Source organism: Ochrobactrum sp. Marseille-Q0166, from assembly GCF_014397025.1.
In the GTDB taxonomy this organism is placed as follows: domain Bacteria; phylum Pseudomonadota; class Alphaproteobacteria; order Rhizobiales; family Rhizobiaceae; genus Brucella.
Window position 1 is genome coordinate 1,132,285 of record NZ_JACJUO010000002.1, and the last position, 16,292, is coordinate 1,148,576.

Sequence of the window (16,292 nt, forward strand, 5' to 3'; positions counted from 1 at the left end):
GCCAATTTCCGGGAGTATTCATGATAATGCTCAGCAAGCCCACATTCCCTTATCAGAATATAAAAATTGGTCTAGTTGGAATTCACCATGATTAACAATGATCTAAAATATCCATCAATGCGTGAAGAGCTTCTTCGTAGCCTCTTAGAATTATCTGACGCTGAGTATCAGAGGAATAAGTGGTTGCCGGAGAACTCTTTAAATGGTATTCCGGAAAGTAATCTTGACTATTCTGTTCATTTTCTTTTTGATGACACTAGTTTATCGACATCTCCAGAAAAATGTATTGGTTGGTTTCTGAATGATGAACGTGAAGCAAAATTGGTCTTTGAAGTAATTCAGACGTTGAGTAATATTTTCACAAAATATGGAACTGAAATGGAGGGTCGGGATTACATACAATTACGTGAATGGGCAGACGTTGTAAGGAAAGCAAAATTTGCATACGATGCAATAAAGTAGATGTATACTCCTTTGCGCTTTGTATATGATTATACGTCATTTTTATTGCGCCACAGTTTGCATTCCTAAAGCGGTGATCTGACGCTCGATACCGGCACGCTAACCCATGAGGATTTCTTAGGCTCGAAGAAATATGAAGGCTTCGATATTCAGGCCAATATTGACCTGACCCCGAAGGATACTGATGGCAACAAGCAACAGCAGCCGGATCAGACCGCTCAGCCCAACCACACTGCAGAAGGCACATATCAGCTTGACGATACCCGTCAGGAAGTGCGTGCGACCGTCGGGCCGGGTGAGATCATTATCCGTGACAAGAATAAGCAGGCCGAGCTTGAAGCCAGCGGCCAGACCGAAGACCTCGCAGCCCTTAACCGCGATCCCGACAAGGCCTACGAGATCACCAAGGATAAGCATGTCAAGATCGACTATTACCTGTCGGATACAAGTCTGAACGCCGTTGCATCAAGCATCGGCAAGGCAATGGAACCGGGCGGCTTCGTGGATCGCTATCTGCTTGGGAAAAACCTGACACCTGAAGAGCGTGCAAACATTCGCGAAGGACTGGACGCGATTAATAACGGCGGCAGCTTTGGCGGTTGCGGCGGAAAGCGCCAAGGCTTCAACAGATTCAATCCGTTAGGATGGGTCGTTTCATCTGCATACGCGTACGACACCAGTTGCTTCATTATCAAAGCTGATGGTTCAAAAATCGAACTGGGTATTTCGACTTACGAGCAATGTCAGGATGCCATCAAGGCGTATTTAAACACATTGAGCTTTGATGAGCGCGCAAAGGTTATTCAGGAGGCGGGCTTTGCATTCGGCTCAGGTGCTATCCCAGCCGATCTGCTTACTTGGCACGTGAATGAACTGCTTCGTTTGGTTGTCGATGATCTGGATAATGGGCAACGGGGCCAATATAGCGAATTCTATAATCAGGGGGTGTTTGCAGGAACCGAATCCGGGATCGCCAAGTCTGCAGAATTGAGCGCTATCTGGAATAATCCGTCCCTCTCATTTTCTGAGAAGATTGATGAACTCTATGATGCTGGTCTTGATGTCATGGGCATCATGGCTGCAGCAACAATGGGAGGAATTGGAAATAATTCTGGAATTGCCGGAAAAGGCCTGATTTCATCCGCCCGTGCAAACCATATTCTATATGGAGATAGTACAGGTGGTGGGCATTTGTGGCCTGGTGGTCCAGGTAAAAGCCCCTTTCCCAAGAGCTGGACATCACAACGAATACTGGATGAAGTGGATGCGATCGCGAAGAATCCCAATATCATCGGGACAACACAATATAATCAGCGTATCGTGAAAGAAGCTGTAGTTGATAATGTTAAAATCAGGGTCGTCATAGAACCAGCCTCAAAGGGGGGGGTGTTGTGACCGCATTTCCTACAAATGTACCTAGGAATCCGTAGTTATGACTTCAAAAAATGCTGGAAATTTTCAGAAGATTGAAAGTCTTTTGATTGAATCTCTTAATAAAGTGAGTGAATACATCGATGATAAAGACCATAAAGATGTACAAGAATATATAAACCATCAAGAGTACGGAGTTGCATGGGAGTTGTTGTGGTGCATTTTAGTAGATAAACAAGTGATCATTCCAGAATCGATGAGGATAAGTGGAAGAATGATGGGGTTAGGAACTGACCAATGATAGCCTTCAGATGCGCGACAGAGTGATGTATTGCGATGGCGCGCGATCAGTCTGCCGGACACAATGTGCGATCCTGAGGAGACTGAGATGATAGAAAAAGCAAAAGAATGGCCTTCGAGGGGTAAATCAGTGCAGCAGCTAATTAGGGAACTAGAGAGTTTCGAAAACAAAGAAATGAAGGTTCTTTTGCACGTAGATGGTGTTGAAGGCGCGAAGGAAATCAGTTTGGTTGGAAAAAAAGATGGAGCCTTTGTGTTTTTCAGCTTCGATTCTAACACGGGAAAAGGATAGTTTTTTCTTTGCAGTTTCGATTGAAGTTTATACTGGTCAGGTGTTGCTATGCGTCAGCTCGAATGGAAACACCTCATCTGTTGTGTGGGCTCAGCCAAGTTCTTTAAAACTACAGAACTTGGTTTACCGAGTATGGTTTATATGCCGCGAGTTTTGTTGTCGCTCTAAGCGCTAAGGAAGGTAAAAGTTCGGCTCTGTTTCTGCATTACGCCTATGCGGCTTTTTCGCTGATATTATGCTGTTTCAAATTCTTGCCATAGATACCACAATTACAGGACAAATTATCTAATGTCAGAAGGCAATCCGGCAATTAAAGACGACAATGATCTCCCCGAAGGGAATATAAGCCTAGATACCGCGACAACAGTTGCTTGGGCGATTTAAGCGATTTTAGAAGAATTCGAGGTGCAACCCGTACTGTTTATCGGTTCTGGATTACCCAGACGGTATATTGGGGCCCCAGATTGGGAGGGCGCTAAGGTATGCTCTTGATGCAGTTGGGGATAAAGCTCAGCCTTATTCCTATTTTGTTCAGAAATTTGGTGACGACAAAGTCAAGATTGGAACTGCCATCGCCGATCTCATTTTTGAATGGGCTTGGGCCCCGGGCAAGGAACGGTTCGATGCATCGCTTTTCAAAGGTACTGATTCCCACGTTTTTATGAAGTCGCTGATTGCTGAGCACCTCGACGAAATCACTCCAAAGACGCGGGAGCATTTTATCAATGACTTCGAAGCCGAGCTTGCCGCCCTGCGGGACATTCGCCCGCATGCAATCATCACTACTAACTATGACTCTATGATTGAGCTGATATTTGAAGGTTATGAAGCTATCGTGGGGCGTGGAGTACTCCGCTATGATCTAAACTCCTTCGGCGAGATCTTTCACATTCACGGGATGACCAGTAATCCTGAGAGCTTAGTTCTTACCGCAACAGATTACGACAATTCGCACAAACAAAGTCGGTACTTTGCGGCTAAGTTACTTACATATTTTGTTGAGCACCCAGTTTTCATTTTTGGCTACGGATTGGGCGATCCAAACGTTCGAACCCTTCTTCAAGATATTGGCCGCATTGCTGCAGACGAGACCGGGCTTGTCGGAAATGTTGCTCAGATCGTTTGGCACGCGGAACTTAAAGGCGGTCCGTCTCAGTCTGAGGTTGTCATTGACGACGAGGATGACGAACGGCAATATCGGCTGAGGGTGTTCAACGTGACCTCTTTGAAGGAAGTTTTTGAGCTTCTGTCGGCTCGCCATGAACTTAAGCAAGTCAATCCAGCGCTCCTACGGTCTCTTGCTGCTAGACTCATGAAACTGACCCGCAAGGACATTCCCGGAGGCACCGTGGAAGTTGATTACACAACCTTGGAGAAGGTGGCGCAAGACGACAAACATCTGCCGAAAATGTTGGGGCTGTCATTCGCGGACACCGACAACAAGACCCATCCGTTTACCCTTGGACAAGTCGCTGACGAACTAAAACTGAGCGGATGGAATGCGGTCGACAAGCTGATTAAGCGAATTAAGTTTGACACGGGCGTCGACCTTCGAGCATCTGACAATTGTTATCATGAGCGGATCAAAACTGGAAAGAAGTCTGCAACAAGAAAATGGTCGCATGAGGCTGTTGATCTGTTTCGCAACGTTATGGCAGGTAAGCCATACAAGCTACGAGAGTAGACATTCATTCCGCCAAGGATTTTATAACACGCCCCCAAATCCGACTGCGCCCGTTAAAGCAACTAGACGTTTTCAACACGTGCTAGGGTATGTGTAGGTCTGTCGGGTACGGCGACTTCAGGCCTCAAAAGGCGTTTTACGCTAACGCAGATTTCGTAGTTTCGAAAGGGTCTAGCGGCTGCAGCCGGTTGCGGCAATTATGCTATTCCAGCTTTGGCCGCCCTCCAGCATCTTCAGAAGCGCTGCATTCCGCGACTTATTTTCTGGCCTACCTTTATATTTTCCATCGACCTTGGCTTTGGCTATTCCCTGTTTCTGCCGCCGCCTACGATCATCATAATCTTTTCGAGCTATCGCTGCGATCATATCCAGAAGCATACTGTTGATTGCTTCAAACATCCGAAGCGTAAATTCATCCGTACTATCGGAAGCCATTGACCATGAAGTGGGAAGATCGAGCGCCACAACCCGGATTTGTTTTATTCTAATTTCCGCCTTCAATTTTTCCCAGTCGGCAGCGTTCAAACGGCTCAACCGGTCCACTTGCTCAATTAAGAGTACATCACCGGGTTGGCTGTCCGAAAGAAGCCGGAACAACTCGGGGCGATCCAGTGAAGCGCCACTTTCGTTTTCGACATAGAAGGCAGCGATCTTCAAACCACGTTCTTAGGCAAAGGTAATCAGATCGTCCTTTGCCCGATTAGCATCTTGTTCCTTGGTTGACGCTCGCAGATAGGAACGTAGAAACATAGAACTACTCAAAAAATTCGTTTTAAGTAGTTCCTTTATATTTGGTTCGTTTTGAGTTTTAAACGTTAATTATCGAACCAGAAACGCGCTGGTTCTCTTGAGGTTTAAACGTAGACACCGTTATGTTTTTATAGACATATAATACCAGGAGAAAATTTTCTCAATTGCACCTTTTCTTGCACCATCAACTAAGCTGCTAATGGTACGAAAATAATAAAATCAATAATTTATATAAAAAACCTACAGAAACACTGGAGCGGGCGAAGGGATTCGAACCCTCGACCCCAACCTTGGCAAGGTTGTGCTCTACCCCTGAGCTACACCCGCTCGCGCCAGTCTTCTCTGAGAGAGAAGTCGTTTCCGTTAGGCAGGCGGTATATGGACTAACGGATTCCGGATTGCAATAGGGAATTTCATGCGTTTTTAAAAAAATCCGAAAAGATTCACAGGCTTGTTGGTTTTCATGTTTGTTAAGCAAAAAATATATCCCAGTATGATTATCGCTTCCGACGCGAAATGCTGATGATAGATGCGAATGCGGCAAACCCAGCAGCAATAAGCAGGATGCGCGGGATGTTGCTGATACTCCAATGCGAGAGCAGGAATGCGACGAACGCAGCGCCAAGTGACTGACCAAGCAAGCGAGCTGTTCCCAGCATACCGCTTGCAGCGCCACTTCTTGCGCGTGGGGCGGAGGTTATGATCATGCGGTTGTTTGGAGCTTGAAAGAAGCCGAATCCGATGCCGCAAATCGCCATGCGCCAGCAAATATCGACCACGGACGGTTGCTCTGGCAGCGTCCCGACGAGTGCCAGCCCGACAGCGAAGAACACAAGCCCGACCAGGCCGAGCGTGGCGGGCGAATACTTGTCCGAAAACTTGCCGGATAGCGGTGCAACGATGGCCAAGGCAATCGGCCAAGGCATCATCAGGAAACCGACCTCGATAGGTTGGAAGCCATAGACGTTCTGAAACAGGAATGGCAACGATATGAATGCCATCATCTGTGCCAGAAAGGACATGATTGATGTGCAGAGCGACAGGCTGAACACGGGGATGCGTAGAAGATCGAGCGGCAGCAGGGGATTAGTTGTCTGCTTGGAGCGACGTATCAGCCAAGTTGCTGCAACTGCACAGCCGATTGCCTGCAAGGCCAGAAATGTTGAGCTGACGCCATTGCCAGCACTATCAATAACCGTAACCAGCAGGCCGAGCGTGCAAGCAGTGAGGATAGCACTCAAATAATCGAACCGACGTGATGAGAGTTCGTTATAAGGCAGGCTTTTCACCCCCATGGCAACAGCGAGAACTCCGAGTGGAATATTGATGACGAACAGCCATGGCCAGCTGAGTGAATGAAGGATGATTCCTGCAAGTGTTGGCCCAATGGTCGATGAGAGGGCAACGACCAGTGCGTTCAAGCCAATTGCAGTTCCAAATTTTGCTTGTGGCACCGTATAGCGGAGCAATGCCGCATTGACGCTCATCAAGCCTGCTGCACCAAAGCCTTGTATGATGCGGGCAATTGTGAGCGCTTCAAGCGACCGCGCAAAAACGCAGGCAATTGATGCAAGCGTGAAGAGCGACACACCAAGCAAATAGACGCGACGGTAGCTATAAATCTCGCCCAAGGCTGCAAATGGCAGCAATGTAATAACGATTGCGAGCTGATATCCGTTGACGATCCAGATGGACGCAGCTGGTCCGGCAGAGAAATCGGCTGCGATAGTGGGAAGTGCAACATTGGCAATCGTGCCATCGATAACTGCAAGTGTGAGGCCGACCATAAGGGTTGCCCAAGCCCAATAAATTTGTGGCTTTGGCAAACCATCCTGAATTACTGACTTGTTCGGCTCAATAACTGCTTCGTGTTTCATTCAATGGACCAGTCATGCGAAATTTCAAGCAACCTTACCCCACAAGGCAAGGACGGCAAGTCATCTAATCCAGAATTGGCCACAGAACATAGGCAAACCCGTATTATCGCGTCAGGTAACGCTATTGTGTGCCACTTTCGGCAGGAAGGGCCAGATTCATCACATGCGCGTAATGGCGCGGATTAAAGCGCAGATAGAGCGGACAGATGCTTGCAACCAGAACCAGATGTATGATCCACCCGGATGCAAAGGTGCCGGTTAAATTGTGCAGCAACGCCGTTGCCACGGGGCCCAGAGCTGCGATCAGAAAGCCGCCGCCTTGCATCATCGCGGCCAGAGCGCCTGCTTCTTGAGGCTTGGGCAGATGATCAAGCGAGGTAATCATGGCGAGTGCGAAACTGCCGCCAAGGCCAGCGCCGCAAATTGCGGACCAGAAATAAGGTGAGATTTGCGGTGCAAAAGCCAAACCGGCAAAGCCTGTCGCTTGCATCACCAGTGTCAGGAGAAGCCAAGGGCGACGATCAATGCTATGTCGTGCAAGCAGCGGCAGGCCAAAGGCCGACAAAGCCTGCGCTATTGCCATGACGGCGACCAGATTGCCGGTTTCTGCCGCTTCCATGCCTAATGACTTATAGTACGGCGCAAGCCAGGCCACCATTGATGAATAACCGGCATTGACGAGGCCAAAAGCCGCCATCAGCATCCATGTCCGCGGGCGACGGAGCAGCTTTCCGGTGATGCCGGATTTTGAACTAGAAGACGCCGTTTCTTTAAGAATTGGAATAGCAGTAAGCAACGCAAGCACTGCAGGAATTGCAAGAACAGATAGCGCGAAACGCCAGTTGTGATCCGTACCCGCAAGCCATGGTGTCAGTCGGGCGCCAAGCGCGCCGCCGCCCATGATCATTGCAGAATAAAGGCCGGTAACAGCCGCAATACTTGCCGGGAAATTTGCTTTGATCAGGCCGGGCATAAGTGCCTGTATCATAGCAACCCCAGCGCCGCACAGAACGGCGGTAAGCACCAGAGAAAAACCATCTGGCACGAAGCCCCGCAAAACAGAACCCAATGCAAGAATGATAAGGGCTGCGAACATGCTCCGGCGTGTGCCGACCATCGATTGAATGCGTGGAGCGATGAAAGCACCTAGGCCCATCAGCGTCATGGGGAGGAATGTCAGCAAAGACAACATGCCAAAACCCATTCCGGTATCTGCTACAATATCGGAAAGCACGGGTCCTGGAGCCGTCAAGAAAGGTCTTAGATTAAGGCCAATAAGAACAACGAGTGCGATAAGAGCTATGGGTGCGGCTTGCGTGCTGCCATGGCTTTGCTGGGTCTGCATGATGAATTCAGTCTTTTATTTGTTCTTTTCCTGCCAGCGCCGATAAAGCGCGGCATCATCGTCTGGCGAACAATGTCTAAAATAAATGCCAGTTTGCTCCGTCACTGGCTTGGCCAATTCCGAGGCAATTTTTGCTGTCGAAAGGCCGAACGGTTCTGCCTGCTCGTTGGAGTAGGCGAACATGATTTTATTGATGCCTGACATCCGCATTGCAGCGAAACACATAGGGCAGGGTTGGCCGCTCGCGTAAACGCTGCAATCATCCAGCCGAGGCGACTGCAAGATCTTGCCTGCGGCACGCAAGGCGAGGAGTTCAGCATGGGCTGTCGGATCGCAATCCGCCTGCATACGATTGACGCCGATGGAGATAATCTTGTCATCCTTTACGACAACGGCTCCAAAGGGACGACCGCCGAGTTCGACATTGTCGAATGCAAGTGCGATTGCCTTCTGCAAATACTCCTGCTCGTTACTCATTTGCCGCCTGCTTTCTCAAGCATCGCCACCATGGGCGCAAAGCCGCGCTGGCGCGCATGCTGCAATGGCGTAACACCGTCATTGTCGGCGAGGTTCACGTTAGCACCCGCATCAATCAGCAATTTCACGATATTGATGTGGCGCTGACCGCCATCACCCAGGATCACGGCTTCAAGCAAAGCCGTCCATCCAAGATTGTTGACGTGATCAACGTTTACACCCGCTTCAATCAGTGTGCGGACGGTTTCGACGTGCCCACGTTCTGAGGCCGGGATAAGTGCCGTTCCGCCATAGCGATTGGTACTTTTAAGATCGGCACCATGCGTAAGCGTGAGTTTCAGGATTTCCAGATGTCCGCGTGCGCCTGCGTAAAGATAGGGGCTATCCTTGATCGCATCCTTTGCATTCACATCTGCACCAGCCTCGATCAGTGCGCGGGCAACATCGACATGATTGGCATGTGTGGCCGCAAGAAGCGCTGTTTCGCCGGCCTTGCCTCTGGCTTCAAGACCGACGCCTGCCTTGATCGCTTCTTTAACCGCAGCAAGATTTCCAGCAGCAGCGGATTGAATGAGTGGTGTTTCAGCGCTCGCTACGGCATGGCTGACAGGTAAAACTGGTTCGATCATGATTATTGTCCCTGCAATCAATGCCAAGGCACCCAAGCTGACTATTGTCTGACGCATCGGCAGTACTCCTTGTTCATTGCTAAAATAGTTGCAATAAGACATATTTAGAAATTAAATGTTCAACTGGAATTTATTTGAATTATGAATACGATATTTAGCCTCGATCTTATGCGTGCTTTCGTAGCCGTCGTTGAAAGTCGCAGCTTTACGGCTGCAGCCGCTCAACTATATTCGACACAATCAACCATCAGTCAGAAAATTCTGCGCCTTGAACAAGCTGCCGGACAATCGCTTCTCGAGCGGGCACGGCATGATGTTCGGCCAACTGATGCGGGTGAAAAGCTGCTCGGCTATGCGCGGCGGATGCTTCACCTCCATGATGAGGCAGCAGCTGCCATGACTGGCAGTGCGCTTACAGCAGTCCTTCGCCTTGGTCTGGCCGAAGATTTTGCAGCAAAATTGGTGACGCCGACACTTGCTGCATTCTTGCGCGCACATCCCAAGATGAAACTTGAAGTGACGAGTGGGTTAAGCCGGGAATTGCAGAAAGGTTTTGAAACAGGGGAATTTGATCTGGTGATGATCAAGCAAAAGCGCGGTGAAACACTTGGGACTATGCACTGGGCTGAACCATTGTCCTGGTTGGAAAGTGCCGATTATCCTGTTTCAGACATGGATGCGCTGCCTCTCGTAGCGTTTCCACCGAATGGTTTGTACCGGAGCGACATGATGGAGGCGCTCGATCACATTGGAAGGCCGTGGCATGTCGTTTTCACGAGTTCGAGTCTCGCGAGTGTGCAAAGTGCGGTTGCTGAAGGACTGGGGGTCAGCCTGTTGCCTGCGCGTGTCGCGTTACCATCGCATCGCATTGTTCCCGAAGCAGCCGGATTACCTTTTGTAGAGCCGATGGAAGTCGTCATTCAGCACATCGAGAATGGACCTGATCAGATCGGGCAGCTTGTACAGATGCTAGCCGAAATTGTCAGTGAGTGATGGATTATTGCTTTAAGGACTCGATTTGATGTGACTCATTGCGCCAGCGATGCTGAATCTGTTTGACTCTACCGCGAGTGCGGTGTTTTTGCCTGCTGATAGCGCTACAGAAATGCCGACAGGATAGCTCCACCACCATCATCTCAAAGTTCCCTTCGTTTGCTGCAATCACCAGGCGGCACGGTTTTTGCTTGTTGCAGACGGGAGGCACTTTACGGGAATACGACAATGTCCAACACCACGATCACGCATAACGACGGAAATACCCTGTTTCCGATTGTCCTTTCTATCGTTGCAGCTGCTGCAACTGGCGTTCTTTGGGCTTATGCCAATCCGATCCAGCTCGTTCCGGGTGTGATCCAGTGGCGAATTTTTGCATTTCTGCCACCGTTGGTCGGCATTCTTCTGGGCCGCAAGAGCGGATTTATCTGTGGTTATCTCGGCACGGTCATCTGGTCGCTCCTGGCTGGCACGTTCATTCCCGCGCACTCTCTGATCATTGACGGCATCATGGTTGGCCTTACAGGCCTGATTCCGGGAATGCTGTTTGATCCAAAGACCACAACGTTTAATCGCGCAACGCTGATTAAAATTGCAGCAACCTGCCTTGTTGTGGGTCTTGTGATGGTTGCCGCCGTTTCGGCAAGCTTGGCTTATCTCGGCATTTTCCCATACTGGTGGGCAGTGATGTATCTCGGCCTTTCAGATATCGTTCCAATGCTGATCGGTACGCCGTTGTTGGTTGTTCCAGCTCTCAAGATTCTCAAGGGCGCTCATCCGTCCGGTTTCACCCGTTTCTGATAGAGAGCAGTAAAAGTGCTCAAACTACAGAATGTAAAAGTAGGCTTTGGCGATTCCGTTCTGGCAATCGCCGATGCCAACCTCGAAATTCGCGACGGCGAACGGCTTCTGGTTTGTGGCGCGGGCGGTAGTGGCAAAACCACGCTGCTCAACGCTGCATCGGGCATCGTTCCGCGCCTCATTACCCCACAAGTCTTCGGTGGTGAAGTCTCACTCAATGGCAAGCCGATGTCTTCCATGCCGAAGGATGAGCTGTTCAGCACAGTCGGCGTCGTTTCGCAGAATGTGGAAGATCAGCTTTGGGATCTGAGCGTTGAAGATCTCGTCGCTTTTCCACTCGAAAATCGTGGACTTGCCAAGGATTTTGTTCGTGCTCGTGTTGACGAGCTGCTCAACGAGCTTGAGCTGAACGCATTGCGAGGACGGCGCGTCTTGACGCTTTCGGGCGGCGAACGGCGCATGGTGGCTATGGCCGCGGCACTTGCGGCAGAGCCGAAATTGCTTGTGCTTGATGAACCGACAACCGGACTTGATCCTGCAGCGCGCCAGCGTCTCGTGCGGGTTTTAAAAAAACTCGGTGCATCCATATCAGCCTTGCTGATTGCAGAGCAGGATCCAGCATCGCTGCAGGCGGTCGTCACCGATGTCGGTCTGGTGAAAGAAGGCAAGCTTGCGCCCGTCGTGCCGCTTACTTCGATTATCAACGATGCGGCAGCGTGGGAAGATGCCGGCGTTCTGCCGCCAATTGCTGCACGCAAACGTCTGACGAATGCGAAGAGCGGCGGTGAAGTTCTTGTTTCCGTTTCAGGAATCAAGACACAGCTTCAGCGACGCGATGGCCAGCCGGTTCTGGAAAATGTGAATTTCCAGATCCGCGCCGGTGAAGTCGTCGCTCTGATCGGCAAAAACGGTGCAGGTAAAACCACGCTGTTTCAATCGATCCTCGGGCTTCAGAAAATTGCAGCAGGCTCAATCATCATTGGCGGCGAGAAGGCCGACAAATGGACGGCTGCGAAGCGTGCCCGCTCGGTGGCTTACCTGCCGCAGAACATGCGCCGCATCCTGTTTAACATGACTGTGCTGGAAGAAGTGGTCTTTGCGATCACCGCCGCGACCCGTGCAGCAAAGGACGATGCAGTGACTGCTCGCGCAACGGCCTGCCTGCAAAAATACGGACTTGGTGGCCATGAGGAAACCAATCCATTTGCGCTTTCGTCTCGGCAGCAGGCCTTGCTTGGTCTTGCCTGTGCAGAAGCGGCAGGTGCTTCGGTTGCCATCCTTGATGAGCCGCTGCTTGCACGCGATCTCAATGGTCGTCGAATGCTGGAACTGTTCCTCGAAACGGCGCTCGCCGAAAGCCGTGCAGTCATGTTGATCTCTCATGATCTGGAACTCGTGGATGACGTTTCGTCCCGCGTCATGATCCTGGATCGCGGTCATGTCACCTTTGATGGCGATGTGGATGCATCCTGGGATTCCGATGCCTATCGTGCGCTGGGCTGGCCGAAGCCGCGTGTCGTCGAGACAGGAGAAGCAGCATGAAAATCTTTTATGATCTGAACTTCTTCGTAAAGCTCGCGGCAGCATTTCTGGTCATGCTTGCGGCCTGGCTCGTGCCAGGCTGGAAATATGGCGTGCCATTGGCGCTGGTTACGGTTGCCTTTCTGGTGCTGGTCAAGGTGCCCGGGTTGCGTGGCTATCTTAAAGGTGCCGTGCTTCTGACGCTCCTTGTCATGGCGAGCTGGATTCTCAACCTCGTCCTGCAAGGCATGGCCTTTGTTGATACCTTGCCCATTGCAGCCGGTATGGCGGCGCGTCTGGTGACAACGACTGCAGCTTTCTATTTCGTGATGGAAACCAGCACGCCCGGCTCTATTCTTGCTGCTGCGAGTGCTGCACGCCTGCCGCCCATGGTGACACTCGTCTTGTCGCTCACATTCGGCATTATTCCGATGCTGCGCGAGGATTTCGAGCGTATTGCAGATGCTCAGCGCGCGCGTGGTATGGAAATTGACGATGTTTCCTTCCCCATGCGTCTGCGTTTTGCGCTGGCGCGCGGGGTGCCTCTGCTGGTTCAGGCTATCCGTATGGCCCATGCGATTTCGCTGTCCCTTGCCATTTACGGCTTCGACACTAAGCGCAAGCGAACAACATGGCGTAATGTCGGCCTGTTGGTCGAATCGAGACTTACAGCGGTTCCAGCCAAGAATGAACCGTTGAAACCGTTGTAACTGTTTGTTTTTTCGCATTATCCGACGCAAAACCGCTTCGCACTTTTGCTGGAAATGCTATAATCCCAAGGATGCAAAGCGATGACTGAAGACAGCGCTAAACTTTCTGGAAACGGTCAGGTCTGGACCGTTGATGTGGCGGGGCGCAAGGTCGATCTGCCGATCGTGCCGATCAATCCGAACTTCGCCATATCCTTGATGATGGTCATCGATCTTGGTGTTCGCTTCGGCGAACATGTGGGCAAGGCGCTGGCCGAAAAGCTGGCCCCACTGAAGCCTGATGTGATCGTCGGTGCTGCGACACTTGGCATTCCGGTGGCGATTGAAGTGTCACGGGCTCTTGGCCTCGATGACTATGTGATCTTGCAGAAATCGCCAAAGATTCATCTTGGCGATGCACTCGTTCAGACGATCTCTTCCATCACCTCCAAAGGCGAGCAGCGCCTGCTTCTTGATCGTCAGGCAATCCCACTTCTTAAAGGCAAGCGTGTGGTTGTGGTAGACGACGTCGTTGCTTCCGGGTCAAGCCTCAAGGGATCGGTCGAGCTGGTGCGCAAGGCGGGTGGCGAAGTTGTGGGTGTTGGTGTCATCCTCACCGAAGCAAGGGACTGGCAGGAAGTTCTTGGCGATGATGTGAAGCTGCTTCACAGTCTCGCGCATATTCCGCAGTTCGATAATCAGGATGGCGAATGGAAGCCTATCCCGGATAGCTTTCTGTAACTCGGCTCCATCGTGAAGATTGAAACGCCGCGCTTGTCGCGGCGTTTTTTGTTTTTCGCTTTATTGCTTACGAAGGCTGCTATCCGCAATTGTCCTTCGTCAAAGCGCATAAATCTTTTCAGAAAACATATAGAAATTTTTATTGACCAATTTTGTATCCAGGATATTGTACCCGAAAAGTTGGGAGGCTTTTCTTTTGGCAGCTTTTGAATGGCGTAGTCAGACCCGTTTGCTGGACGAAGTTGCGGAAGCGCTTCGCGAGAGAATCTATGCGGGCGTCTATGCGCCGGGTGCCATTCTCCGACAGGAACATATCGCTGCCGAATTCGGTATTAGCCGCACGCCTTTGCGCGAAGCTTTGCGTGTTCTGGAACGTGATGGGCTGGTGATTCACTTGCCGGGCCGGGGCGTTCGCGTGGCCTCCGCTGATCTCACACGCCTGATTGATGCATATGCAGTGCGGGAAGTTCTCGACGGCGTTGCCGCACGCTTCGCTGCTGAGCGTGCAACAGACGAGGATATCGCAAAACTGCGGACCCATGTTGCCGGGCAGGGTGCAGTCGTCGATCCTTGGGATCCGAAGGCCTATACCCAGACGAATGTCGATTTTCATATGGCCGTGATGAACACAGCGGCCAATGCCTCGCTGATTGCATTCGTTCCGCTGTTGCGCATGACGTCACAGGTTTTCGCGCCGTCCTTTTCCCTGTCCGTTGATAGAGCGCGCGATGCAATCCGTGAACATGCTGAAATTGTTGAAGCCATCGCTTCGCGTGATGGGGAAGAAGCCGAGCGGCTGGCGCGGGCACATATCCGCGCAACCACGGCAAGACTGGAGGCGGAAATGCCTCTGCGGGAGAATGAAAATGAAGCATGAAAACAAATCGGGCGGTTCTGGCCTTCTTCGTTATGGCAATTTTATTGCTGGCCAATGGCAAGACGCCCTGGGCGGTGAGCATATTACGCTCCGTAATCCTTCCGATGGTAGCGATCTGGCTCTCATCGCGCGCGGCACGAAAGCGGATATCGATCTGGCTGTAGCTGCAGCGCGCACCGCACTTTCCGGTGAATGGGGCAAGCTGACGGCGACCGAGCGCGGTCGGGTGTTGCATCGCCTTTCAGAAGAGGTGCTGAAAAACATTGACCTGTTGACTGATCTTGAATCGAAGGATGTTGGCAAGCCTGTAACTCAGGCGCGCGCCGATGTTGTGGCGCTGGCGCGGTATCTTGAATTCTATGGCGCGTCCGCTGACAAGGTTCATGGTGACACGCTGCCTTATCAGAACGGTTTCACGGTTCTGTCGATCTATGAGCCGCATGGCGTCACGGGCCATATCATTCCGTGGAACTATCCAATGCAGATTTTGGGTCGCAGCCTCGGCGCAGCACTGGCCATGGGTAATGCCGCCGTGGTCAAACCCGCAGAAGAAGCCTGCCTGACCATTCTGGAATTTGCGAAGATTGCTGAGAAAGCCGGTCTGCCGAAAGGCGCACTCAATGTCGTAACCGGACTTGGCGCAGAAGCGGGTGCAGCACTTTCGGAACACCCAGACGTGAACCACATTTCTTTTACCGGCTCGGTGCGTACAGGCGAAGCAGTGCAGGCGGCAGCTGCAAAGAACACCGTTCCGGTGACGCTGGAACTTGGTGGCAAGTCTCCGCAGATTGTTTTTGCTGATGCTGATCTCGACCGTGCCATTCCGTTCCTCGTCAATGCAGGCATTCAGAACGCCGGTCAGACCTGCTCCGCATCCTCGCGTATTCTGGTCGAACGCAGCGTGTATGAAGATGTTGTGGCGCGCATGAGCGAACGCTATCGCGCATTGAAGGTTGGCCCGGCGGGTGATGATCTTTCTGTCGGTCCCGTTGTATCGCAGCGCCAGAAGGCGATTATTGACGGCTATCTTGATCTTGCAAAGGAAAGTGGTCTGGCGATTGCAGCGCAGGGCGTGCTGGTGGACGATGCGCCGGAAGATGGTGCTTACGTGCTGCCCACGCTCATTCGTGATGTGCCTGCCGATCATCGTCTGGCTCAGGAGGAGATTTTCGGTCCAGTTCAGGTCATTTTGCCCTTCGACACCGAAGAAGAAGCCATAGCCATTGCAAATGGGACTTCATATGGCCTTGTTTGCGGCATCTGGACCAATGATGGCGGGCGCCAGTTCCGTTTGGCCCACGCCATCCATTCAGGTCAGGTTTTCATCAATAATTACGGCGCCGGTGGAGGTATCGAATTGCCGTTCGGTGGGGTGAAGAAATCCGGTCATGGTCGCGAAAAGGGTTTTGAGGCGCTTTACGGTTTTGCCTCGCTGAAGACCATTTCGGTCTGGCACGGATAAATTTAGCATTTGGGAGAATTG

The 16,292-nt window shown here is 51.3% G+C and carries 16 protein-coding genes, 1 tRNA gene and 1 pseudogene; 12 read left to right on the top strand and 6 right to left on the bottom strand.

Translation table 11 applies throughout. The features are described from left to right. The first annotated feature begins 87 nt into the window (after positions 1–87). The 5 genes from H5024_RS16500 (at position 88) to H5024_RS16520 (ending at position 4,109) form a co-directional block, all read left to right on the top strand. Entirely contained in the window at positions 88–462 is a 375-nt protein-coding gene (locus H5024_RS16500; protein WP_187548203.1) for a hypothetical protein, read from the top strand. A 273-nt stretch (positions 463–735) separates the two neighbouring features. Further along, the gene (locus tag H5024_RS21630) at positions 736–1,857 is read left to right on the top strand and encodes an EndoU domain-containing protein (protein WP_187548204.1); all 1,122 of its coding nucleotides are present in this window, start codon (positions 736–738) and stop codon (positions 1,855–1,857) included. A 37-nt stretch (positions 1,858–1,894) separates the two neighbouring features. Beyond that, positions 1,895–2,134: a hypothetical protein gene (locus H5024_RS16510; RefSeq protein ID WP_187548205.1), complete on the top strand. Its 240-nt coding sequence runs from the start codon at positions 1,895–1,897 to the stop codon at positions 2,132–2,134. An 87-nt stretch (positions 2,135–2,221) separates the two neighbouring features. Then, complete coding sequence (locus H5024_RS16515) at positions 2,222–2,425, top strand: hypothetical protein (protein ID WP_187548206.1); 204 nt, start codon at positions 2,222–2,224, stop codon at positions 2,423–2,425. A gap of 451 nt (positions 2,426–2,876) precedes the next feature. Continuing rightward, a complete protein-coding gene (locus tag H5024_RS16520) occupies positions 2,877–4,109 on the top strand; it encodes an SIR2 family protein (RefSeq protein ID WP_187548207.1) in 1,233 nt (410 codons plus the stop codon). 171 nt (positions 4,110–4,280) lie between these two features. On the opposite strand, the pseudogene H5024_RS16525 reads toward H5024_RS16520, so the two are convergent. From H5024_RS16525 to H5024_RS16550, 6 genes and pseudogenes are all read right to left on the bottom strand, one after another. Beyond that, a pseudogene (locus H5024_RS16525) lies at positions 4,281–4,859 on the bottom strand (recombinase family protein). A 252-nt stretch (positions 4,860–5,111) separates the two neighbouring features. Further along, positions 5,112–5,186: transfer RNA gene (locus H5024_RS16530), tRNA-Gly, on the bottom strand. A gap of 170 nt (positions 5,187–5,356) precedes the next feature. After that, positions 5,357–6,736, bottom strand: a complete 1,380-nt coding sequence (locus tag H5024_RS16535; RefSeq protein ID WP_187548208.1) for an MFS transporter — start codon at positions 6,734–6,736, stop codon at positions 5,357–5,359. Between the two features lie 121 nt (positions 6,737–6,857). Further along, the gene (locus H5024_RS16540) at positions 6,858–8,081 is read right to left on the bottom strand and encodes a cyanate transporter (protein ID WP_187548209.1); all 1,224 of its coding nucleotides are present in this window, start codon (positions 8,079–8,081) and stop codon (positions 6,858–6,860) included. Positions 8,082–8,096: 15 nt separating this feature from the next. Then, positions 8,097–8,558 carry a nucleoside deaminase gene (locus H5024_RS16545; protein ID WP_187548210.1) on the bottom strand — a complete coding sequence of 154 codons (462 nt, stop codon included), beginning with the start codon at positions 8,556–8,558 and terminating at the stop codon, positions 8,097–8,099. After that, positions 8,555–9,244 carry an ankyrin repeat domain-containing protein gene (locus H5024_RS16550; RefSeq protein ID WP_187548211.1) on the bottom strand — a complete coding sequence of 230 codons (690 nt, stop codon included), beginning with the start codon at positions 9,242–9,244 and terminating at the stop codon, positions 8,555–8,557. The genes H5024_RS16545 and H5024_RS16550 overlap by 4 nt, the downstream gene beginning before the upstream one ends. An 84-nt stretch (positions 9,245–9,328) precedes the next feature. Here H5024_RS16550 and H5024_RS16555 point away from each other — a divergent pair, with 84 nt between their 5' ends. The 7 genes from H5024_RS16555 to H5024_RS16585 all read left to right on the top strand — a co-directional run bounded on the left by H5024_RS16555 (position 9,329) and on the right by H5024_RS16585 (position 16,271). Further along, positions 9,329–10,180, top strand: coding sequence for a LysR substrate-binding domain-containing protein (locus H5024_RS16555; RefSeq protein ID WP_187548212.1), 852 nt, complete (start codon positions 9,329–9,331; stop codon positions 10,178–10,180). Positions 10,181–10,408: 228 nt separating this feature from the next. Continuing rightward, positions 10,409–10,981 carry an aminotriazole resistance protein gene (locus H5024_RS16560; RefSeq protein WP_187548213.1) on the top strand — a complete coding sequence of 191 codons (573 nt, stop codon included), beginning with the start codon at positions 10,409–10,411 and terminating at the stop codon, positions 10,979–10,981. Between the two features lie 15 nt (positions 10,982–10,996). Next, complete coding sequence (locus H5024_RS16565; RefSeq protein WP_187548214.1) at positions 10,997–12,523, top strand: ATP-binding cassette domain-containing protein; 1,527 nt, start codon at positions 10,997–10,999, stop codon at positions 12,521–12,523. Next, positions 12,520–13,212, top strand: a complete 693-nt coding sequence (locus tag H5024_RS16570; protein ID WP_187548215.1) for an energy-coupling factor transporter transmembrane component T — start codon at positions 12,520–12,522, stop codon at positions 13,210–13,212. The genes H5024_RS16565 and H5024_RS16570 overlap by 4 nt, the downstream gene beginning before the upstream one ends. Before the next feature lie 81 nt (positions 13,213–13,293). After that, entirely contained in the window at positions 13,294–13,932 is a 639-nt protein-coding gene (locus H5024_RS16575; RefSeq protein WP_187548216.1) for a phosphoribosyltransferase family protein, read from the top strand. 196 nt (positions 13,933–14,128) lie between these two features. Then, the gene (locus tag H5024_RS16580) at positions 14,129–14,809 is read left to right on the top strand and encodes a GntR family transcriptional regulator (RefSeq protein WP_187548217.1); all 681 of its coding nucleotides are present in this window, start codon (positions 14,129–14,131) and stop codon (positions 14,807–14,809) included. Continuing rightward, positions 14,799–16,271 (top strand): aldehyde dehydrogenase family protein, encoded by a 1,473-nt coding sequence (locus H5024_RS16585; protein ID WP_187548218.1) that lies wholly within the window; start codon positions 14,799–14,801, stop codon positions 16,269–16,271. The genes H5024_RS16580 and H5024_RS16585 overlap by 11 nt, the downstream gene beginning before the upstream one ends. Positions 16,272–16,292: the final 21 nt, after the last annotated feature.